At 54.0% G+C, this 21,472-nt stretch carries 13 protein-coding genes; 8 read left to right on the top strand and 5 right to left on the bottom strand.

From position 1 onward, the window contains the following. Nucleotides 1-1,038: DNA cytosine methyltransferase (locus LKE08_RS06535; protein ID WP_324703399.1), on the bottom strand; the 1,038-nt coding region annotated here is incomplete at its 3' end. An 824-nt stretch (nt 1,039-1,862) separates the two neighbouring features. Between LKE08_RS06535 and LKE08_RS06530 the strand changes: the two genes are divergently transcribed. Continuing rightward, nucleotides 1,863-6,227, top strand: a complete 4,365-nt coding sequence (locus LKE08_RS06530) for a PAS domain S-box protein (protein WP_324703398.1) — start codon at nt 1,863-1,865, stop codon at nt 6,225-6,227. Nucleotides 6,228-6,292: 65 nt separating this feature from the next. Here the strand turns inward: LKE08_RS06530 and LKE08_RS06525 are convergent, their stop codons facing one another. Continuing rightward, entirely contained in the window at nt 6,293-7,285 is a 993-nt protein-coding gene (locus LKE08_RS06525; protein ID WP_324703397.1) for a glycosyltransferase family 2 protein, read from the bottom strand. A gap of 126 nt (nt 7,286-7,411) precedes the next feature. Here LKE08_RS06525 and bchH point away from each other — a divergent pair, with 126 nt between their 5' ends. The 4 genes from bchH to LKE08_RS06505 all read left to right on the top strand — a co-directional run bounded on the left by bchH (nt 7,412) and on the right by LKE08_RS06505 (nt 13,671). Beyond that, a complete protein-coding gene (gene bchH / locus LKE08_RS06520) occupies nt 7,412-11,086 on the top strand; it encodes a magnesium chelatase subunit H (protein ID WP_324703396.1) in 3,675 nt (1,224 codons plus the stop codon). Between the two features lie 90 nt (nt 11,087-11,176). Then, nucleotides 11,177-12,355: a pentapeptide repeat-containing protein gene (locus LKE08_RS06515; protein WP_324703395.1), complete on the top strand. Its 1,179-nt coding sequence runs from the start codon at nt 11,177-11,179 to the stop codon at nt 12,353-12,355. 141 nt (nt 12,356-12,496) lie between these two features. Continuing rightward, on the top strand, nt 12,497-13,264 hold the full coding sequence (locus LKE08_RS06510) for a pentapeptide repeat-containing protein (protein WP_324703394.1): 768 nt from the start codon (nt 12,497-12,499) through the stop codon (nt 13,262-13,264). A 119-nt stretch (nt 13,265-13,383) separates the two neighbouring features. Further along, nucleotides 13,384-13,671, top strand: coding sequence for a DUF4090 family protein (locus LKE08_RS06505; protein WP_324703393.1), 288 nt, complete (start codon nt 13,384-13,386; stop codon nt 13,669-13,671). Between the two features lie 139 nt (nt 13,672-13,810). Here LKE08_RS06505 and LKE08_RS06500 read toward each other — a convergent pair whose 3' ends face one another. Then, a complete protein-coding gene (locus LKE08_RS06500; RefSeq protein ID WP_324703392.1) occupies nt 13,811-14,404 on the bottom strand; it encodes a hypothetical protein in 594 nt (197 codons plus the stop codon). Between the two features lie 80 nt (nt 14,405-14,484). Continuing rightward, complete coding sequence (locus tag LKE08_RS06495; protein WP_324703391.1) at nt 14,485-14,808, bottom strand: phasin family protein; 324 nt, start codon at nt 14,806-14,808, stop codon at nt 14,485-14,487. 108 nt (nt 14,809-14,916) lie between these two features. Here LKE08_RS06495 and LKE08_RS06490 point away from each other — a divergent pair, with 108 nt between their 5' ends. Further along, nucleotides 14,917-15,273, top strand: coding sequence for a zinc ribbon domain-containing protein (locus LKE08_RS06490; RefSeq protein WP_324703390.1), 357 nt, complete (start codon nt 14,917-14,919; stop codon nt 15,271-15,273). Between the two features lie 148 nt (nt 15,274-15,421). On the opposite strand, the gene LKE08_RS06485 is transcribed toward LKE08_RS06490, so the two are convergent. Beyond that, nucleotides 15,422-19,696: an NACHT domain-containing protein gene (locus LKE08_RS06485; RefSeq protein WP_324703389.1), complete on the bottom strand. Its 4,275-nt coding sequence runs from the start codon at nt 19,694-19,696 to the stop codon at nt 15,422-15,424. 175 nt (nt 19,697-19,871) lie between these two features. Here LKE08_RS06485 and LKE08_RS06480 point away from each other — a divergent pair, with 175 nt between their 5' ends. Then, the gene (locus LKE08_RS06480) at nt 19,872-20,183 is read left to right on the top strand and encodes a hypothetical protein (protein ID WP_324703388.1); all 312 of its coding nucleotides are present in this window, start codon (nt 19,872-19,874) and stop codon (nt 20,181-20,183) included. A 382-nt stretch (nt 20,184-20,565) separates the two neighbouring features. After that, nucleotides 20,566-21,189 (top strand): Uma2 family endonuclease, encoded by a 624-nt coding sequence (locus LKE08_RS06475; RefSeq protein WP_324703387.1) that lies wholly within the window; start codon nt 20,566-20,568, stop codon nt 21,187-21,189. Nucleotides 21,190-21,472 lie beyond the last annotated feature (283 nt).

Below are 21,472 nucleotides of genomic sequence, written 5' to 3'. Positions count from 1 at the left end.
ATCCAAATACAAACAACGCCTCTCTGTGTCCTCTGTGCCTCTGTGGTTCCCTCTCCCCTCCTCTCCTCCCTCCAACGCCATTTTAGCCGATTCTGCGATCGCTTGTGCCAACAGCGGTGGCACCGCATTTCCCACCTGATTGAATTGGGAATTTTCCGAACCGCAAAACTCGAACCAGTCGGGAAAACTTTGCAACCTCGCCCCCTCGCGGACGGTGAGACGTCGCCTCCGGCCGTCCGGCAACAACACCCGCAACATATCGCTGGTGGCGCCGGCCAAGTTGCGGCAGGTAACGGTTCGGCAGGGGATGTCGAGGTGAACATCTCTGGGTTTGACGCACTGGGATTTCGCCTCGTAGCGGGCGATATATTCTAGCATATTTTGGGTTAAAAATTTGGGATTTTCCGGGATGGTATGTGCCGTATCCGCGATCGCATCTCCGGCGGTATACGGACGGCCCGCCGTCTCCCCTTTCGGCCACTGCCAAGCCGTCCGATAGGCGACGACAAACAGTCGTTCTCGCTTTTGTGGTACGCCATAATTGACAGCATTCAAAAGTTTGACTTCGACCCGATAATTGAGAATTTCAAGTTCCCCGACAATTTTCTCCAGATATTGCCGATTTTTGTAAAGCATTCCCCGCACGTTTTCAAAGAGTGCGATTTGGGGTTGATATCGTTCGATCGCATCCAGGAAAATCGGAAAGCCGTCGCGGGAGTCTCGCGGCCCCGACTGCAGGCCGCCGACGCTGAAGGGTTGGCAGGGGGGACCGCCGATGATGATATCGGCATGATCGCACAAATTCTGTCCGATTTCCAAGGTCTGACGGTGGCACTCTCCGTGCAGGTTGCGGCGGTAGGTGGCGACGGCATCGGGCAGCATTTCATAGCCGACGGTTTGAAAACCCGCCGCTTCAAATCCCAAGGATAACCCGCCGCATCCCGCGAATAAATCGAGGGCGATCGGCCCATGTGGATGGGGTTTGGGAGGAGTCAATTTTTGCCGTAAATATTCCAAATATTTTACCCGTCTTGACATTGACCGTTATTTTTCATAGAATAGGGGAAAAGAATTATATCATAATCGGCGACACAAATAAACGATCGCCCGTCGAAATCGAACCGCCATCCGCCGGGGGCGATCGCCTCCCCCAACTTAATATTTGTATAAACTCGGCACAATGGTCAATCCCGTAAGTATCAACGCTTTACCAAATTGGCGGCCACCGGCGGGGGGTAATTAACATTACTTCATATCAACTTGTAACGCCCCCGCCACGAAATTCGGAATTGAAAAAAATGATCGGAGCTTCACGAGTTATTCACAAAGCTTCGTTAGACTAAGTGAAATCGATTTAAGAAATGCCTGTTCTTAACCAGTCTTAACCAGTCTTCAGATAGATGCGGAGTTAGAAATCATGGATGCTTGCCCTTGTTGCGGGTCGCCCCTGTTGCGACATATCGAACACAACCGAATTTACTGGTATTGCCAACACTGCCATCAAGAAATGCCCAACCTGTCTTTTCTGATGAGCCTCCAGAAGCACGCGAGCCAGTTTCCGGCGCCCCTCAGTGCGCTTGTGGCCCCGGATAACTCACCGGTTGAAGTCGTTTTTGCCTAACTCGATCGCGGATCGACCGGACTTCAAAGCGATCGTAGTATCTCTCATTTTTGAAATCTCGACAGAATTGGCCGGCGCGGTCGGACTGACACCCACGCGGGCTAGGCCACGGAAAGGCGATTCGAGCTGACGGTTGCCGAAGCGGCGACTCTCCCCCGAGTTGAGAGCCAACTAATCTATTTTAAAATGGATTGATATCATAGTAGATTAGTAAGCACGCGACCGGGCGAGTATGGAGAGGATGACATCAGAACCGAGCTCCAGTTTCGAGCCAGAGATCGAAAAGATTTCAGCACCGGAAATCTTAACACATCTCCCCGCGATCGTCTTAATTCTAGATACTCAGGGCGCGATCGCCTCAGCCAACGACTTTGCCGTTTCATCCCTCGGTTATCCCCGCGACGCTCTGGAGGGAGAATCAATTTTTTCGCTGATTCCGGCCTCAGAACGCTCCATCCTGTCCGCGGCCCTGGACGAAAGCCGGAATTCCCCGATCGCGATCGCCCGCGAACACCACATCCGCCTGGGAAACGGCGAATTGTGTCCCGTCACCGCCAACTTGCGGAACCCGACCCCATCCGCCGAAAATCCCCGGTTGCTGCTGGTTTGGGAACGGCAGACCAGCAGCAACGACGCCCAGATCCGACAAGCCGAACTCGCCCTCCAACAGGGACTCGAACGGGAGCGAATCCTGTCCGCGATCGCCCGCCACATCCGCGAATCCCTCGACCCCGAAGAAATCCTCAACGCCACCGTCGCCGACGTCTGCCAATTCCTCGACACCGACCGCGTCGTCATTTACCGCTTCAACCGGGACGGCAGCGGGGTGGTCATCGTCGAATCCGTCGGCCCGGAGTGGACCCCCATGCTGGGGCGGACCATCTTCGACGGCTGCCTCGTCACCGAAACCTGCATCGAACCCTACGCCCGGGGCCAAATCAGCGCCGTCCCCGATATCCGCGCCGCCGGCTTCGCCCCCTGCTACGTCGAATTACTGAGTCAATTTGAAGTCCGGGGCAACCTCGTCGTCCCCATCCTCCGGGAAAGCCCGACCCCGGACCTCTCGGAAACCGGCGATCGCGTCATCCCCCCGCAACTCTGGGGGCTGTTGGTCGCCCAAAGTTGCGCCGCCCCCCGGGTCTGGGAACCCTTCGAGGTCGAACTCCTGCGACAACTCTCCACCCAGGTGAGCATCGCCCTCAAACAGGGGGACCTGTACCGAAAATTGCAGGTGGAATTGGCCGAACGCCAGCAGACCGAGGGCGCCATCCAGAACCTCGCCCGCCGCCTGCTCACCATCATCGAAACCGTCGGGGAAGGGCTGACCCTCAGCGACGAACGCGGGAATTTCGGGATTTTCAACCGCAAAATGGAAGAAATCACGGGCTACCGGGCCTCGGAAGTCAACCCGCCCGAGGGGTTTATGTCCCGGCTCTATCCCGACCCCGGCGATCGCGACGCGGCCTTGGCCAACCTGGAGCGAGTCCGCCAAACGGGGAAAATTCAAAACGTCGAAACCACCATCCGGGCCCAAGACGGCACCCCCAAAACCCTGCTCGTCTCCACCGCCCTCCTGCCCCACGAAAACGGGATTTGGTTTCTCAGCTCCTACCGGGACATCACCCACCGCAAACAGGCTCAGATCGCCCTGGAGCGGGAGCGGGCCCAGCTCACCGAAGCCCAGGAAATCGCCCACGTCGGCTTTTGGGAGCTGCACTGCGACACCCAAACCTACACCGGCTCCGAGGAAACCTTTCGGATTTGGGGCTTCGATCGCCCCACCGAACCCCTGAGCCTCGAAGATCTCAAAACTCGCATCGACCCCCGCGACCGGCCGGCCTGGGAAGGGCAACTCGGACAGTTGACGGCCCGAGGACAACCCGTCGAATTTGAACACCGACTGCTGCGGCCCGGCGGAGAAATCCGCTACGTTTTGATCCGGGGCAAACCGATCCGGGATGAAACGGGGCGAGTGACCCGCATTTTCGGGACGATCTTGGATATCACCCCCCAAAAATTAGTGGAGATACAGCTTTGGGAGAGCGAAGCGAGACTCAGCACCATCGTCAACAGCACCTCCGACGGACTGCTGATCGTCGTCCGCGACGACTCCGGGGGGGACAACGGCCCCGGGCGGGTGCAATTTGCCAACCCCGCCGCCACCCGACTGTTGAACCGCCCCCTTTCCGAGCTGATCGGCCAGCCCCTGGGAATGGCGGTGGAGGTCGGACAGATCGCCACCCTGGACATTACCCGCCCCGGCGGAGAACGGGGCATCGGAGAAATGAGCGCGGCGGAAACGGAGTGGGATGGACGCCCCGCCTACGTCCTCTCCCTGCGGGACGTGACGGAACAGCGGCGGGCCGAGGAACAGTTGCGGTTTCAGGCCCAGCTTTTGGACAACGTGCGGGAGTCCGTGGTGGCGACGGATCTCGAGGGTCGCGTCCGCTACTGGAGCAAGGGGGCTCAAGCCCTGTACGGATATCGGGCCTCCGAGGCGATCGGGCGGCCGATCGCGGAGCTGGTCGCCAAGTCCCACAGCCGGGAAGCGGAGAGCGATCGCATCCGGCGGGTTTTGGAAACCGGATATTGGCGGGGGCAGTACCGACAGTATCGCCGGGACGGTTCTGGGTTCTGGGCCGACACGGCGATCTCCCTGGTCAAGGACCGGGACGGAAATCCCTCGGGGTTGATCGGCATCGACCGCGACATCACCCAGCGTCACGAAGCGGAAGAGGCCCTGCAACAGGCCCACCAGCGGCTCTCGTTTCACGTCAACAATTCCCCCCTGGCGGTGGTCGAATGGGACCGGGAATTGCGGGTCCGGTACTGGTCAAAACGGGCCGAAGCGGTGTTCGGCTGGCGGAGCGAGGAGGTGGTGGGCCGCCACTGGCGGGACTGGACTTTTGTTTGGGAGGGCGATCTCCCGGTCGTCGAAACGGCGATCGAACAGATGTTCGACATAATGGTTCCGAGCTACTCGATGCAGATTCGCCACTACACCCGCGACGGGTCGGCGATCGCCTGCGAGTGGTACAATTCCGTTTTGAGAAATTCCGCCGGGGAATTGGTGTCGATCCTGTCCCTGGTGCTCGACGTGAGCGATCGCCACCAAGCCGAAGTCGCCCTGCGAGAAAGTGAAAAGCGGTTCCGAAGTTTGGTTTCCAATTTACCCGGCGCCATTTATCGTTGCCTGCCGGACGCGCCCTGGAAGGCGGTTTACGTCAGCGACGAAATTGAAGCGATCGCCGGGTATGAAGCCGACCAGTTCTTCGCCCCCGAACCCGTCACGTTGGGGGATATCACCCACCCCGAAGACCTGGACATCATCCGGCCTCTGGTCGAAATTGCCCTCGCCCGCCGCCAGCCCTACATTTTTGAATACCGCCTGGTCGCTGCCGATGGGAGCATCCGCTGGGTCTACGAAAAAGGGCAGGGATTTTGGGACGAGAACGACAATTTGCTGTATTTGGACGGGGCGATTTTCGACATCAGCGATCGCAAGCGGGCGGAGTTGGAATTGGAGCGACTTCACTCTCAGATGATCGCCATTCTCAACACGGCGGGGGAGGGAATTTGCGGGTTGGATTTGGAAGATCGCATCGCCTTCACGAACCCGGCGGCGGCGCAAATGTTGGGGTACGAAATTTCCGAATTGACCGGAAAATTCCTGGGGGAGATCGTCTGCACCTCCGGGGGCGATCGCGATCCGCTTTTGACCCGAAATCCGTTAGTTTGCGAACCCCTGGAGTCGGGGGAAATTGCCCGCCAAAGCGATTTTCGCCGCCGGGATGGCTCTCAATTTCCGGTGGATTACGTCTACACCCCCGTCCACCAAAAACGGGTGAATTTGGGGGCAGTTCTCACCTTCAAAGATATCACCGAACGCAGGGCGGTGGAACAGATGAAAAATGAATTTCTATCCGTCGTCAGCCACGAGTTGAGGACCCCCCTCACCTCCATGCGGGCCTCCCTGGGATTGATGGCGTCGGGGAGACTCGGCGAACTCTCCTCCCAACTCTGGGAAATGCTCAAAATTGCCATCCGAAATACCGACCGCCTCGGCCGCCTGATCGACGATTTGTTGGACGTTCAACGGTTGGAATCCGGCCGGGTGGAATATGAGTTCAAATCCCATTCGCTGCCGGCTTTATTCACCCAGGCGGTGAAGACGATGCAGACGATAGCCCAGGAAGCCCGGGTGGAATTGGAAATCGCCCCGATGCCGGCATCGCCCCGACCCCTGCGGGTGTGGGCCGACGGCGATCGCATCCTGCAAGTGCTCACCAATCTCCTCAGCAACGCCATCAAATTTTCCCCACCCCAAAGCCGGATCACCCTGCTGGCGGAAGTTCTGCCCGAGGAGGAGAAGGTTTCGATCCGGGTCCGCGATCGCGGCCGCGGCATCCCCCCCCACCTCCTCGAACACATCTTTGAACCCTTCCGCCAGGTGGACGCCTCCGACTCCCGCCAGAAGGGGGGCACGGGTTTAGGACTCACCATCTGCCGCCAAATTATCAACCAACACGGTGGTCACATTTGGGCGGAAAATCTCCCCAGCGGCGGCTGTCAGATGTCGTTTACATTGGCGATCGCCCGGGATTGAAGGGAAAATGAAAAATGAAAAATTCCCGACTCCCGACTCCCGACTCCCGACTCCCTCTTTAATTCTCAGTATCCTCCGTGTCTCGGCGGTTTTTTCTCCCTCTCCCCGAACCCATAACAATCCCGTACCAAGTATAACGGCCGCCGCTTCACCTCCGCATAAATTCTTCCCAAATATTCCCCGATTACCCCCAAACTGATCAACTGAACTCCCCCCAAAAATAGGATCGCCACCATCAACGAGGCATAGCCGGGAACGTCGATGCCGAAAATCAACGTCCTGAGCACCAAAAAAGCCGCGTAAATCAACGCGAAAAACGAGATCACCAATCCCATGTAACTCCACACTTTCAAGGGCAGGGCGCTGAAAGATGTGATCCCCTCGATCGCGAAATTCCACAGTTTCCAATAATTCCATTTTGTCTGTCCTTGATGGCGGGGCGATCGGTCGTATTCGATCGCCGTCTGTCGGAATCCCACCCAGGCGAATAACCCCTTCATAAATCGGTGGGTTTCCGGGAGTTCTTTCAACGCCTCCACCACCCGCCGATCCATCAGCCGAAAGTCTCCGGTATCCCGGGGAATGTCAACCGGCGTCAATTTTTGCATGACCCGATAAAAGGCGATCGCCGTCATTTTTTTGACCCGCGTTTCCCCCGATCGCGATCGCCTCTTTGCATAAACAACGTCGTACCCCTCCCGCCACTTCTCGACCATTTCTCCGATCAATTCCGGCGGATCTTGCAGGTCGGCATCGATGGGAATTACCGCCCGCCCCGCCGCGTAATCCAACCCCGCCGTCAGGGCGATTTCTTTGCCAAAATTTCTGGACAAATTGACCACTTTTATGTTATCATTAAAATGGCAAAAATCGACCAAGTGCTTGAGGGTATGGTCCCGGCTGCCATCATTTACGCAGACAATTTCGTAGGTCATCCCCAGGCGATCGAGAACCGAGATCAGCCGCCCCAACAAATCATCGATATTGTCTTCTTCGTTATAGCAGGGAACGACAATCGAAAGGTCAACGATTTCGCACCCGCCGGCAGTTTCCACCATCTAAAAATTTCCCGTTCAGAATCGCGTAGCACAAGCTTCTAGCTTGTTACAGGCAGGATGCCTGTGCTACTAAAGATGAGACTTATCCTACAATATCAGTATCCCCGAATTTGCGAGCATCCGGCTATGAAACGCATCGTTCTGATCGCAGGATTTGAGTCCTTCAACGCTGACCTCTACCGCCAAGCCGCCGAGGTGGCGAAACGCCACTGTCCGGAGCTCGATATCCGCGTATTCAGCGATCGCGCCCTGACCGAGGACCCCGGGGCCGTCGAAGCCGCCCTAGACGACGCCGATGTCTTCTTCGCCAGCCTCATTTTCGACTACGACCAAGTTTTGTGGCTAAAAGAACGAGTCCGGGGGATTCCCGTCCGCCTCGTCTTCGAGTCCGCTTTGGAATTGATGGCCCTCACCCAAATCGGGGCCTTCAAAATCGGCGACAAACCCAAAGGGATGCCGAAACCTGTCAAATTTATTCTCAGCAAATTCTCCAGCGGCCGGGAAGAGGATAAACTCGCCGGGTATATCAGCTTTTTAAAAACGGGCCCGAAATTGTTGAAATTCGTCCCGGTTCAAAAAGTTCAAGATCTCCGTAACTGGCTGATTATTTACGGTTATTGGAACGCTGGGGGATCGGATAATGTGGCGGCGATGTTTTGGACGATCGCTCAAAAATATCTCGACCTCGGCGTTGGGGAGATTCCGCCTCCGCTGGAAACGCCGAATATGGGATTGCTTCACCCGGATTTTGAGGGGTATTTTGTTTCGCCTCGGGAGTATTTGGATTGGTATCGGGAACGGTTGGGGGAATTGAACCACAGAGACACAGAGGGACACAGAGAGGGCGATCGGCCGGTGGTGGGGATTCTTTTGTATCGGAAGCACGTTATTACTAAGCAGCCTTATATTCCCCAATTGATTCGGCAGTTTGAAGGGGCGGGGTTGATTCCGTTGCCGATTTTTATTAATGGTGTGGAAGGTCATGTCGCGGTTCGGGATTGGATGACGACGGGTTATGAAATGGAACGTCGTCAAAAGGGGATGATTGAGACGCCTTCTCTGTCGGAAGATGCGGTGGAGGTGGATGCGATCGCTTCCACGATCGGGTTTCCTTTGGTGGGGGGGCCGGCGGGGTCGATGGAGGCCGGACGGCAGGTGGAAATTGCCAAAAAAATTCTCACTGCAAAAAATATCCCTTATTTGATTGCTGCACCGCTGTTGATTCAGGATATTTATTCCTGGACTCGTCAGGGTATTGGAGGGCTGCAAAGTGTGGTGCTTTACGCCCTCCCGGAATTGGACGGGGCGATCGATACCGTGCCTTTGGGGGGTTTGGTGGGGGAGGATATTTATCTGATTCCGGAACGGGTGAAACGGCTGACGGGGCGGATCGAAAGTTGGATAAAATTGCGGCGGACTGCGAAGCGCGATCGCAAAATTGCCGTCATTCTCTACGGTTTCCCTCCGGGTTATGGGGCGACGGGGACGGCGGCACTGTTGAACGTTCCTCGCAGTTTGTTGAAGTTCCTCCAGGCTTTGAAAGCGGAGGGTTACAGCGTGGGTGAACTGCCGGAGACGGGGGAAGAATTGATCGCCCGAGTTAAACAGGCGGACGAGAGTATTAGTCTCAATGATAATTATACCAAAGTCGATGTCAAAAGTTTAGAAAAATGGTTGGGATATCTCCTCACCAGCCGGATTGAGAAACAGTGGAAAAATTTGACCGAAACGGGGATTAAAACTTTGGGAGAAAAATTTGCGATCGGTGGCGTGGAACTGGGGAATATTTGGATCGGCGTGCAGCCGCCGCTGGGAGTTTCCGGGGACCCGATGCGGTTGATGTTCGAGCGGGATCTGACGCCCCATCCCCAGTACGCCGCCTTTTACAAGTGGCTGCAAAATGATTTCCAAGCCGATGCGATCGTCCATTTCGGGATGCACGGGACGGTTGAATGGTTGCCCGGTTCTCCCCTGGGAAATACGGGCTATTCTTGGTCGGATATTTTGTTGGGAAATCTCCCGAATCTGTATATCTACGCCGCCAACAACCCCTCGGAGTCGATTCTGGCGAAACGGCGGGGGTATGGGGTGTTAATTTCCCACAACGTCCCCCCCTACAGCCGCGCTGGGTTGTATAAGGAGTTGGTGAATTTGCGGGATTTGATCGCAGAGTATCGGGAAGATCCGCAAAAGAATTCCACATTGCAAGAGTCTATTTCTCAAAAAATTATCGATTTGGGATTGGAGGCAGATTGTCCGTTTAAAGAAGGCAAAAAGTTGGGGATGGGGTTCGATCGCGAAACCGCCCGGATGTTCAGCGTCGAAGTCCTGCACCGCTACTTTATCGAAATTTACGATTACCTGCAAGTTTTGGAACAGCGGCTCTTTTCTTCCGGGTTGCACACTTTGGGAGAACCGCCGGACGGGGAACAGATGGAATCCTATTTGACGGCATATTTTGGAGACAATAACGGCAGTCCCGAACATCAAGAAGAGGCGGAAAAAATCCGAGAATTACTGAATCAAAATACCGAAGAATTGTCGAACCTGTTGCGGGGGTTGAACGGGGAATATATCCCCCCTGCACCGGGCGGGGACTTGCTGCGGGACGGGCCGGGTGTATTGCCGACGGGGCGAAATATTCACGCCCTCGATCCCTACCGGATGCCCTCCCCGGCAGCCTACGAACGGGGGCGGGAAATCGGCAAAAAAATTATCGAACAAAATTTAAAAGAAAATGGCACTTATCCGGAAACCGTGGCGGTGATGTTGTGGGGGTTGGACGCGATTAAAACTCGGGGTGAATCCTTGGGGATTTTGTTAGAATTGGTGGGGGCGGAACCCGTTAAAGAAGGGACGGGGCGGATCGTCCGCTACGGGTTGAAACCGTTGGAAGATGTCGGACATCCCCGCATCGATGTATTGGGAAATTTGTCGGGAATTTTCCGGGATAGTTTCGTGAATATTATCGAATTGTTGGATGATTTATTTGTGAGGGCGGCGGAAGCGGAGGAACCGGAAGACCAAAACTACATCCGCAAACACGCCCAGGAATTGCGATCGCGCGGCATTGACAACCCCACGGCCCGGTTATTTTCCAACCCGGCGGGGGATTTCGGATCGATGGTCAACGATCGCGTCGTGGACGGAAATTGGGACACCGGGGAAGAGTTGGCGGACACCTGGACGAGTCGAAATCGTTTCAGTTACGGACGCCGCGATCGCTCTGCGACTAGACCGGAGGTGATGGAACAATTATTGCAGACCACCGATCGCATTGTCCAGGAAATCGACTCGGTGGAATACGGCCTCACCGACATCCAGGAATATTACGCCAACACCGGAGGACTCAAAAAGGCGGCGGAATTGCGGCGGGGCCGGACCGTCGGCGCCGATTTCGTGGAAAGTTTCTCCAAAGATACCACCCCCCGCAAACTCGAAGACCTGCTGCGGATGGAATATCGGACGAAATTGCTCAATCCCAAGTGGGCCGGGGCGATGGCGGACCAGGGAAGCGGCGGCGCCTACGAGATTTCCCAGCGGATGACGGCGTTGATGGGTTGGGGGGGGACTGCCGATTTTCGCGACGGTTGGGTTTACGATCAGGCCTGCGAAACCTACGCTTTAGATGAGACAATGGCGGAACGGCTGCGGCGGGCGAACCCGGAAGCGTTTCGGAATATCGTCGGCCGGATGCTGGAGGCCCACGGCCGGGGGTTTTGGGAACCGGAGGAGGAGAAATTGCAGAAGTTGCGACAGTTGTATAATCTGACGGAAGATGAGATCGAGGGAATCCAATGACAATTAAAAATTAATAATTAACAATTAACAATTTTCGATTGTTTCTCTTGCCTCTTGCCTCTTGCCTCTTGCCTCTTGCCTCTAATAACAATGTCAGACATAGCGAACCAACGATTTAAACAGGGTGTTTCTCAGTTTCAGAAAGGGGAGATTGACGCGGCGCTGGGGTCGTGGCAGGAAGCCTTGGAAATGTATCGGGAAATGGGCGATCGCAAACGGGAAGGGGCGACGTTGGGGAATTTGGGGGTGGCTTACGCGGCGCTTTCGGAGGATGAGCGGGCGATCGCCTGTTATCAACAACATCTGGACATCGCCAGGGAGATCGGCGACCCGAAAGGGCAGCTCAACGCCTTGACAAATTTGGGTAATTTTTATTACAATAAGGGTCAATATTTTGATGCCATTCGATATCGAAAAGACTGCCTGACCGTCGCCCGGGAATTGCAAGATCGCTGGGCGGAGGAGTACGCTTTGGGCAGTTTGGGAATCGCCCACGACGCGGCCGACGAGCTCCCCGAGGCGATCGACTGCTACCGGGGACAATTGGCGATCGCGACAGAAGTAGGCGATCGCACCCATCAGATCGAGGCCCTCGACCGCCTGCGAGTCGCCTACGAATATCTGCAGGATGGCGAACAGGTGGCCGACTGCCGGGAACAACAGTGGGCGATCGCCCGCCAGTGGCTTCAGGAGGCGGGTCACGCCGAATTGATGACAATTGTCAAAAATGTCGGTTTAGACCCCTTGGAAGACCTGGCGGGGCAAGATCTGAGCGGATTTGACTTCCGGGATGCCGACCTGGTGGGGGCCAACTTTGCCGGGGCGGTCTTGCGGGAAGCGGATTTCACCCTCGCCGACCTCAGCCGCGCCAACTTCCAAAACGCCGACCTCAGTGGCGCCATTCTTTGCAACGCTAACCTGCGGGATGCCAATTTGCGGGGGGCGAACCTGCGCCGCGCCGACCTGCGAACCAAACTCCCCCGCGCCGACCTCACGGAAGCGGACCTGACGGAAGCCGACCTGACGAGCGCCTATTTACCCGCCGCCAACCTGCGGGGGGCGAACCTGCGGGGGGCGAACCTCAATTATGCCGACCTCAGCGGGGCGGACTTCAGCGGGGCGACCCTGAAAGAAGCCGATTTCAGCCGTTCCGAGTTGCAGGATGCGATCGTCGCCAACGTCGATTTCACGGGGGCGATCGGCATTTCCCGCCGGGTCAAACCAGATTTGATACAAAAGGGCGCAATTTTTGAGGAAAATGATAAATAGGGAAAAGGGATGGGAGTCGGGAACCGGAAGCCGGGAAGAATCTAAAATCTCAAATCAGGGCGCAAGCCTTGCGCCCCTACAATCCCCACACCCCACACCCCACACCCCACACCCCTCCATTGATAATATCGATTGAATCATATGACTGGTTTTGAAGCACTTTGGCCGCAAAATATCAGCCCCAACCGACTCGCGATTTTGGAGCGGAAACTGTTGCTGTGGCTGCGATCGCAAGATTTACAAACGGAAACTCCCTCGGTTGGGGGACCCTATCAAAGCGTCGAAGAACTGCAAGCCCTGACCCAAAAAGCCGCCGCCGAGGGTTGCAATTTTTCCGAACTGCAAGGGACGGTCCGGGCGGTTGTCGATGCCAACACCGACAATTTTTTGGAGTTGGCGGAACTGGCGGGGTTGAATCCCGCCTCCGACTTCGCCGGTGCCCGACTGTTGGGAACCCACCTGAGCAACTCGGATTTCAGCGGCGCGAACCTGCGAAAAGCCTACCTGCGGGGCGTGGATTTGAGCGACGCGGACCTCAGCGGCGCCGACTTGCGGGAGGCGAACCTGAGCGGGGCGGATTTGAGCGGGGCGCTGTTGAGCGACGCCAATTTGGGCGGCGCGAATTTGCACCGGGCGAGTCTGGCTTTGGCGAACTTGAGCGGGGCGGATTTGAGCCGCGTCAATTTGAGCGAGGCGAATCTGAGCAATTGCAATCTCAGCGACGCGGACCTCAGCGGCGCGAGCCTCAAAAATGCCGATTTGCACCAGGCGGGTTTGGCCCTCACGAACTTGGCGGGGGCGGATTTGACCGGGGCAGTTGTCAAACAGGCTCGACTCTGGCACGACGCCGGATTGTCCGAGGAAGTCAAGCAAGATTTGATCCGCCGGGGTGCCATTTTTGAGCCTTAAATCGTTGATAATAATGGCGCTTTTCTACCCATCCGACGGTCGAGGAGCTACCATTATTCCCCTTAAAAAGGGGGACTTCAGTGATACGATGGTGATCAAATATTGAAATTCTAATTCTGATGACTTCAAATTCTGCCAATACAGGAGCCGATGCCGTCGATGCCGCGATCGCCCAAGGACGCGATTTGGACGGGAGTCCGATTCCGCCCGAAAAGCTGGAACTCTACAACAATGTGATGGGGTTAGAAGCCCAGCGCCAGCGTAGCGGGGTGAGCAATACGATGCGATCGCGTATCGTCCGCATCGGGGCGAAGCACATCCCCCAGAACGAACTCAACCGGATGTTGGAAGCGGCGGGTTTTGCCCCCCTCAAGGACAAAGAAATCGCGTTCTATTATCAAAAATGACGATTTGAAATCGGGTCCAATCATTCCGCCTCCCCATTCCGAATGGGGTTCTGAGACTTGATTGTTAAATGGCCATCAATTCGTCGGCCGGTGGCGCGGTGGTTTTCGAGTGCTTTCCCCCCGACTCCCCCACGGACCGCTACGGGCGATCGCTGGGGTCGGGGGGCGAGATATTTTGTTTGGTCGCTTCGTAGTAGATATCGTCGTCTTCCGTGGGAAATTCCGGGATGAGCCGCCCGGGGAGGATGCGCGTTTTGTACTCGTCAACGACGAACGCGAACGGTCGCAAAGCGTCCCCTTCGATAAATTCTTGCAGCCGATTTAATACCTCCCGCAAGCCGCGGACATCTTCCGAGATGAGAATCGGATCGACGCCGGAGGGGGTAAATATTCGGAGTCCGTGCACCATTTTCTTGGCGGCATCGCCGACCTCGAAAAATGGGAAAGCAACGGACATCGAAAAGAGAATCAATCCCAGAATCACGGAATACCACCGCCTCAAGAACAGCATCAGGGTGCTCAACAGCAAGAGGGCGAAGGCGATCAAATACTTCGTCAAAGTGGGCTTGTCCGATTCGCGGTGGGACCGGGAAAGGTTGACGGTAACGACGCCGAAACCGAAGATGTCCGAGGTTTTGTACAAATATTCGCCGATGCGGACGGTCTTTCGAGTGACGGTCACTTTGTGGGAGCCGGTGAGGTAAAGAGGGCGTTTGCTTGCTTGTGAGTTCATCGCAGTCAGCCTCAGCGGTACAGGACAGGTCGATTGTACCCCCGACTCCCCCGACCGGAGCACTTGGCCGGTCGGCGTCCCTAGCGCCAGTTGCGATTTTCCAAATCTCGAAGCTGGCGTTCCAACCGGTCCAGGCGTCCCCGCAACTCGTCGAGTTCCGCCTGCCGGGGCACCCCCATATCCTGCATCATGTTCCGCACCTGCCGCTGCATCAACTCTTCGAGACTTTGCTGGTCCATTTTGAGCCGCTCCATCATGTCGTCGATAAAGCGCTTGCCATCTTCGGGATTGATGGTTCCTTCCCGCACCCATTGATCGGTCACTTCCTGCAATTTCTCGGCCACCAGGGAGGTGGTGCCGATGCCGAGCATCAGAAGCTGTTTGAGTAAATTTTGGTCATCCATAGGTTTTTGAGTATTTGGCTAAACTTGAGATCGCAGCCCTGCGGCACTACTATTTTCGCGCCGATCGGGTTCAACTCGAACTTAACATCCGGATTCAATTCTCACGCCATGTCAGAATGTCCCCGCTGTCATCAATCTGTCGATCCCCGGGCGATCGCTTGTCCCTACTGCAAATATGAGCTCAAAGCGTTCGGCCATCCCGGCATCCCGTTACATCGTGCCACGGGTGAGGAATTTCTCTGTTCCACCTGTTTGTATCACGAGGATGATACTTGCAATTATCCGAAGCGCCCCCACGCCCGGGAATGTACCCTCTACCACGATCGCACTGAACCCATTCTCCCTCCCCCGGCACCAGCCATCCAGGAGGGATTTCCGCACTCCTTGAGTCGCTCGATCCGCCAGAACCCGGTCGGGTTGGCTTTGGTGATTCTCATTATTGTCAGCGTTTTGTTGGCGCTCTGATATCGAGTCCGCCGCGATCGTTTTTCTCAACACTATTTAGACGGCGATCGATAATGTGATCAAAGCGATCGCGGAAATCGTGGGGGGGAACGTCCACCATCGCCGATCGCGGTATCGCGATCGCTTCTTAAAAAAGGGAACTTTGAGTTCAATTGACCGCGCCGAGAACTTTGAAAGTAGAAATTTGATAATCTGACAATCCTTTGACGTCCGTAATTTTCAAGCCTTCACAGAGGCGATCGCTTAACGTTTTCAAACAGCGATCCGTTCCCACATCCCAAACTTTGATACTGCGATCGCTGCTGCCGCTGATCAGGGTGCGATCGTCGGGACTCCAGGCGACGGAAAAGACCGGGTTGGTATGTCCGGATAAAATGCGGATGCACTCCCCCGTTTGAATATCCCAGATTCGGACGGTATGATCGGCACTTCCACTCGCCAGCAGGTTTCCGGCGTGGTTGAAATGGACTGAATTGACCGAATCTCCGTGTCCCTCAAAAACGTCAACCCGCGTCCCACTCTGGAGATTATAAATTTTCACTTTTCCCAGAGAATCACCCAAAGCCAAATGAATTTTATCACGGTTCAGAGACATGGAAGATGTATAGTATTTAGATTCTAGCTGGGCAATTTCAACGCGGTCGCCCGAGGTCAGATCGATGATAAAAATACCTTGATCTGCCCGGCCAATTCCCACGAGTCGATTCGATAAATTGGTGGCGACGAATTTGAGGCGAAAATAAGGTGAATATTGAATCGTTTGCAAACAGTTTCCGGAGGCTAAATCCCAGACTTTTACCGTACCATCTTTACTCCCGCTAACCAGTCGATCTTCGGATTCCACAAAATCTACCCGGTCAACGTAATCATTGTGGCCCGATAGGGTGGTCAGACAGTTGCCCGTTTGGAAATCCCAGATTTTGATCCTCTGATCTTCACTGCCGGTTGCCAACTTGTTTCCGGAGGGACTAAAAACCAGCGAACCGATGCTGTGAGTATGTTCGTTTAAAATCTGAATGCATCGGTCAGTTTTCAGATCCCAAAATTTGACGATTCCATCATCCGTCCCGCTGGCAATTATCGTCCCATTTGGATGAAAGTTGACATGGGTAATCCAATCGCTGACGCCTTGCAAATCAATCAAACACTGTTCGGTTGCAATATCCCATAACTTGATCGTCTGGTCGCTTCCTCCACTTGCCAAGGTCGTGCCATTTTTGCCAAAGGATAGGGAAGTCACCAATCGAGTGTGTCCGGATAATCTTTTGAAGAATTGACCCGTTTTAATATCCAACAACTTAATGATTCCGCCATCCGTCCCCATCGCGATCGCATCTCCTTGGGGCGACAGTGCGATCGCGCACCTCCAACCCATATCCGGTTGGAATATCGTTTGAATACATTCCCCCGTTTCGACCTGCCAAAATTGGATCGTTCCGTCTCGACTTCCACTGACAATCAATCGGTCGTCAGGAGTAAACATGACATAACGAATCTGATCGTCATGTCCTTCTAAATTTTGGATACATTTCCCGGTTTTGACATCCCAAATTTTGACAGTTTTTTCATGTCTTCCACCACTGCCACTCACGAGTAGTTGTCCGGAATGGGAAAAATTAATCGACCAAATTCCCGATTCATGTCCTTGCCAGCTTCTCCAACATTCTCCCGTTTCAATATCCCAAAATTTGATCCGACAATCGAAACCGGCACTCGCCAAAATTTTTCCGGAAGGACTAAATGAAACCGAATGCAAACCGTCGAGATGACCCCGCAACGTTTGCCGACATTCACCCGTTTTAATGTCCCAAATTTTCACCGTGCGATCCGCACTTCCACTGGCTAAATATTTGCCGTCCGGACTGAACGCAACCGAATAAATGCGGTTCGTGTGACCTTGAAGATTTAACACTTCTTTGCCGGTGGCGGTATCCCACAAATGCACGATACAATCGCTGTCCCCCGTCGCCAAAAGTTTGTTATCCGGACTGAAAACGACTGACCAAACAAACCCCAAAACTTTCGTAAAAATGCACTCCTCCAAAGTCGCCCCCGTGAAATCGACCGATCGCAAACTGGCTTTGGTGAAATCTCCCCCTAAAATCATCGCAAAACTCAAATCTTGATATTCCAATACAAACGGATCGAGTTTCACCAGTAACGTCACCGCATTTCCCCCCGCAAATCCCGCCACATCTCTGGATTTATTCTTCGTCCATTTGATAATATCCAAGAGTTTATTTTTGGTATTTTGACCGGTTTCTATCATCGGCAAAATCAGATCGATGACCGCTTTGGTGAGGGGTGCTTTTCCAAAAATATCGTACCAGTCGTTATTCTGATTGAATCGAGACAGATCGCCAATTTCGGCAAAATCGGGGGCTAAAATATTCAATTCTGCCGCTAATTTATAGGCTACAAAAAATTCCAACAGCGAACGGTGGGCCGGATAATAGTCGCCAAACTCATTGCGAATTAGCATGGTTTGTCCCATCATGTCGTAGTGCCAATGGTCGAGATCCTTCTGTTCTTGGACGGCTTCCCCGAAACAGCGACGGATGCGATCTGGGAATTCCCGATAGTTCAAACTCATGCGATCGCTCGACAGCATTTCCCAGGACAATTCGCACAAAAAATACAGCTTATCTGCCATCGATGTAAACGTCCGTTCCGTCTTGATATCCCGCTCCATTTTGCGACCGATCGCGTAGAAATAAATCCGCGAAATATCAATCGGTTTTCCCGCTTCGATATCCGGCAACGCCTCCACAATCAATTCCACCATCACCGGACGGCGTGCCAAATCCAACAATTGCTGATTTTCCATCACCTGCTTGACCGTTTCCGGCTGGGCGTGGTAGGATAAAACTTGTCGGATCTGTTCGTTGCCAAATTTTTCCAGTTCCAGCACTTCAAATTGGGGCGGTTCTCCCGTCAGGTTGGCAACCGACGCTTGCAATTCTGCATTCAACAGCCGCCGCCCTTCTTTCGCCTCCGGGAAATGCTCCGTCCGGCACGTTAAAATCACCTTCGCCCCCGGCACGACCGCCTTCGCCAGCTCCCAAAAATTGTTGATCATTTGTTGGCGATCGACCCGCGCCGCCATCTCGTCGAAGCCGTCAAAAATTAGCAGCAGTTTCCCCATCCGGTTCAACTGTTCAAAGGCGGAATATCCGGGGATGGGTATCTCGTGTTTGCGAAAGAAAAATTCCGAAAATAATGATTCGACGCTGACCGCTTTGGCGTAGTCCCGCAGGGGGATTACCAAAGGCAATCGGGGGCGATCGATGCCCCGTTCTCGGGCTTCTTGATAGCGCTGCAACGCCCGCCAAGCGTAATGAAAGGCGAACCAGGTTTTACCCGTCCCAAACTCGCCCAAAATCGAAATATGTTTTTTGGCGGGGTCGTGCAACCACAGGTCGATATAACCGTCGATCCAACCGTCCCGTTCGTCGTAACGACTCACGCCGATGCGCTGGCCCGTCGTCGGGTCAAATTCCTCTTTCGTGCAGGCGAGGGGGACATATTTGCGATCGATTTCTCGCTGTTGAATTTCCTGTTGCAGCCAAATTAAATAGCGGCTGAAATCGGCATCCTGATCTAACAATTCGTCGAATGTATAGCAGCCCAAATTTTGATTTTCCGGCTTCGCCACCTCATCCCGGGCGACTCGGGCGATGCGTCGGGTCGTCACCAACCACCCCTCGTCCGCCTGTTGTTGCCGGACGGAATCTCGCAGCGCCCGCACGTCCAAAAGCCCCACTTCTCCCGCCACGCCCCGGACTAAAATGCGGATATATCGACTGCGCCAAACGGGGACATTAATTAACCATTCAAAATAGCTGGGTTGCCAAATTTCGTGGGTTTCAAATCGATAGCCCAGGGTGTCGAACCACCGCCGCAATTGTTCCGCCAACTCCGCCGCACGACAGGGAGAATTTCGGGTTTCCGGCGGGGTGGGTTCGGTTGTGGGTTCGGTTTCCGATACCGGAATAACGGATATAATTTCGGGGGGCGGCGGAGACGGTTCCCCGCGCCGCCGTTCCCAGCGGGCTTCGGCCTGTTTTAGGTTTTGGTCGATGTTGACTTTTGACCACAGGGTGAGGGTAAAATACCACTGGTCGGAACCGCGCTGGTTGACGCGATGATCTTCGAGGATATTGAGGAAATCCTGCCAGCGTTTGAGGGCTTCGCGAATTTGGGTTTTGGTGAGGGTTTTGCCGGTGAATTGGGTCAAACTGACGAGCGATCGCAATTTGGCTTTGACAATCAATTTTGGCTGCAGGGGTTCTGCATCTTCCCAGCGACAGTTGAGTTGGGAAATCTGGCAATCTTCCAATTCGTCGTTGGTGTAGCGGAGTAAATCGGCTAACAACTGCAGGCAACGGGTTTTGACGGCGGGGCCGTAGGTGGGTTTCGGCATGGCGGATGACTCGAACTCGCAGAAAAAAAGTTTGGGGTATCCCTTGGGGGATGTCGCACCCCAAACTCAGTTTACTCCCTAATTTTCGGGAGGTGTAGGGGGGTTGGGGGGTGGGTTTGCATTGGGGTTATCCCCCCAAATTATTCTGGAGTCAAGCCAGAAGAGGAGAGAAGCGATGCACGTCTACCAAACCGAAGATCCCCGCCTGATGAATGTCAAGGAAACCTTGGAATGTCCCAAGTGCGGCAAACGGTGTCTGGTCGAAAAAGCCAGCAATCACTATCATTGTCTGTGGTGCCACTTCGATCGCAATCTTAACGACACGGAAGACGGAAACGCGATCGCATTCGTTATCGGCATCTTGTTAATTATGGTGCTGATGTTCGTGGTGACATCCGCCAATAACCGCAGCCGCGATCGCTCTTTTATCCCCGATTCTGGCACCGTTGAGGTTGCCATCGGAAATCGGGTGGCTTCTCTCCGGTGAGGGGAGAGTTTCAGATGAGTGGGAGGAAAAAACTGTTTTTTTCCTTTGCGAAATCTAGAATTTGGTTTCGTAATGTTGGACGGTGGCTTTGAGGCGATCGCCGTATTTGTATAGCCATGTGAAACGATTCGTGAAAAATTGTCAGCTCAGAGCCCCCAGTATTGGGGGTTTGGGGGCCGGACAATTTACAAATGGTTTCCGATCGCTATAGATATCGTGAATGTTTTCGATGTCGAATTTTTCCGATTGGCGATCGCCATCACTGTGGTCGAACCGTTCAATAACTTGATAAGTTCTCGGGTGTATTTCCGTTCGCCAGCCGCAGATCGTACTATAATATTAATGAACCGCACTTTTTTTGCGATCGCTGCCCCCAACTGACATGACTCAAGCATTAACACAAATCACTACATTTGATGACTTTGTTGCTCAGTATCCCAACACTGGGGAACGCTATGAGCTACATGATGGAACTGTTCTTAAAATGCCAAAACCCAGAGGCGAACACTCAACGGTAACAGGATTTCTGATGGAAGAATTAATCCTTACCATTATTCAAATGGGTAAACGAGGTCTATGGATGATTCCCAGAGAATCGATTGTCAGATCGAGTGACGGGCGATCGGGATATGAGCCTGATATAATTGTTATCGATCAAGAGGCGATTGCGACCGAACCCCGTTGGGCTAGTGAGTCTATCATTACCCAAGCCCAATCCGTTAAGCTCATTGTCGAAGTGGTCAGCACTAACTGGCGTGATGACTATTTTAAAAAACGAGCAGACTATGAAGAACTGGGAATTGCTGAGTATTGGATTGTAGATTATGCGGCATTAGGTGGACGAAATTTTTTGGGCAATCCTAAAGAACCAAGAATCTCTATTTATCAACTGATTGAGGGTGAGTATCAAATTCAGCAGTTCAGCGGCGATGATCGGATTGTCTCACCCACATTTTCAGGCTTGAAGTTGACGGCAAACCAAATTTTTAAAGTCGGTCAGTTATAGTGAGTCAATAAGTAGGTTGGGTATCCGAACGAAACCCAACATCGAGATATTGGTGTTGGGTTTCACTGCTAAATTAGGGTGTGGGGTGTGGGGTGTGGGGTGTAGTGGACCGTTTGATTTAAGTTGTCCCACCAACCACCCATCCGCTACATCCGCTTCAACATCCGCACCCCAGCAGTTGGGTTTCACTGCGTTCAACCCAACCTACTGGGCTGTTTCATCTTAAATGAGGGGATCGGATCTGAATCCACAGGCAAGATGCCCGATGCTCCGTTTTGAATAT

Source organism: Lyngbya sp. CCY1209, from assembly GCF_035615495.1.
GTDB lineage: Bacteria > Cyanobacteriota > Cyanobacteriia > Cyanobacteriales > Microcoleaceae > Limnospira.
This window is presented reverse-complemented; position numbering and strand designations above follow the sequence as displayed.

Excerpts from the sequence above, each read along its gene's own strand:
- LKE08_RS06530 (WP_324703398.1), top strand. The coding sequence starts at position 1,863 with ATGACATCAGAACCGAGCTCCAGTTTCGAGCCAGAGATCGAAAAGATT.
- LKE08_RS06525 (WP_324703397.1), bottom strand. The coding sequence starts at position 7,285 with ATGGTGGAAACTGCCGGCGGGTGCGAAATCGTTGACCTTTCGATTGTC.
- bchH (WP_324703396.1), top strand. The coding sequence starts at position 7,412 with ATGAAACGCATCGTTCTGATCGCAGGATTTGAGTCCTTCAACGCTGAC.
- LKE08_RS06515 (WP_324703395.1), top strand. The coding sequence starts at position 11,177 with ATGTCAGACATAGCGAACCAACGATTTAAACAGGGTGTTTCTCAGTTT.
- LKE08_RS06510 (WP_324703394.1), top strand. The coding sequence starts at position 12,497 with ATGACTGGTTTTGAAGCACTTTGGCCGCAAAATATCAGCCCCAACCGA.
- LKE08_RS06505 (WP_324703393.1), top strand. The coding sequence starts at position 13,384 with ATGACTTCAAATTCTGCCAATACAGGAGCCGATGCCGTCGATGCCGCG.
- LKE08_RS06500 (WP_324703392.1), bottom strand. The coding sequence starts at position 14,404 with ATGAACTCACAAGCAAGCAAACGCCCTCTTTACCTCACCGGCTCCCAC.
- LKE08_RS06495 (WP_324703391.1), bottom strand. The coding sequence starts at position 14,808 with ATGGATGACCAAAATTTACTCAAACAGCTTCTGATGCTCGGCATCGGC.
- LKE08_RS06490 (WP_324703390.1), top strand. The coding sequence starts at position 14,917 with ATGTCAGAATGTCCCCGCTGTCATCAATCTGTCGATCCCCGGGCGATC.
- LKE08_RS06485 (WP_324703389.1), bottom strand. The coding sequence starts at position 19,696 with ATGCCGAAACCCACCTACGGCCCCGCCGTCAAAACCCGTTGCCTGCAG.
- LKE08_RS06480 (WP_324703388.1), top strand. The coding sequence starts at position 19,872 with ATGCACGTCTACCAAACCGAAGATCCCCGCCTGATGAATGTCAAGGAA.
- LKE08_RS06475 (WP_324703387.1), top strand. The coding sequence starts at position 20,566 with ATGACTCAAGCATTAACACAAATCACTACATTTGATGACTTTGTTGCT.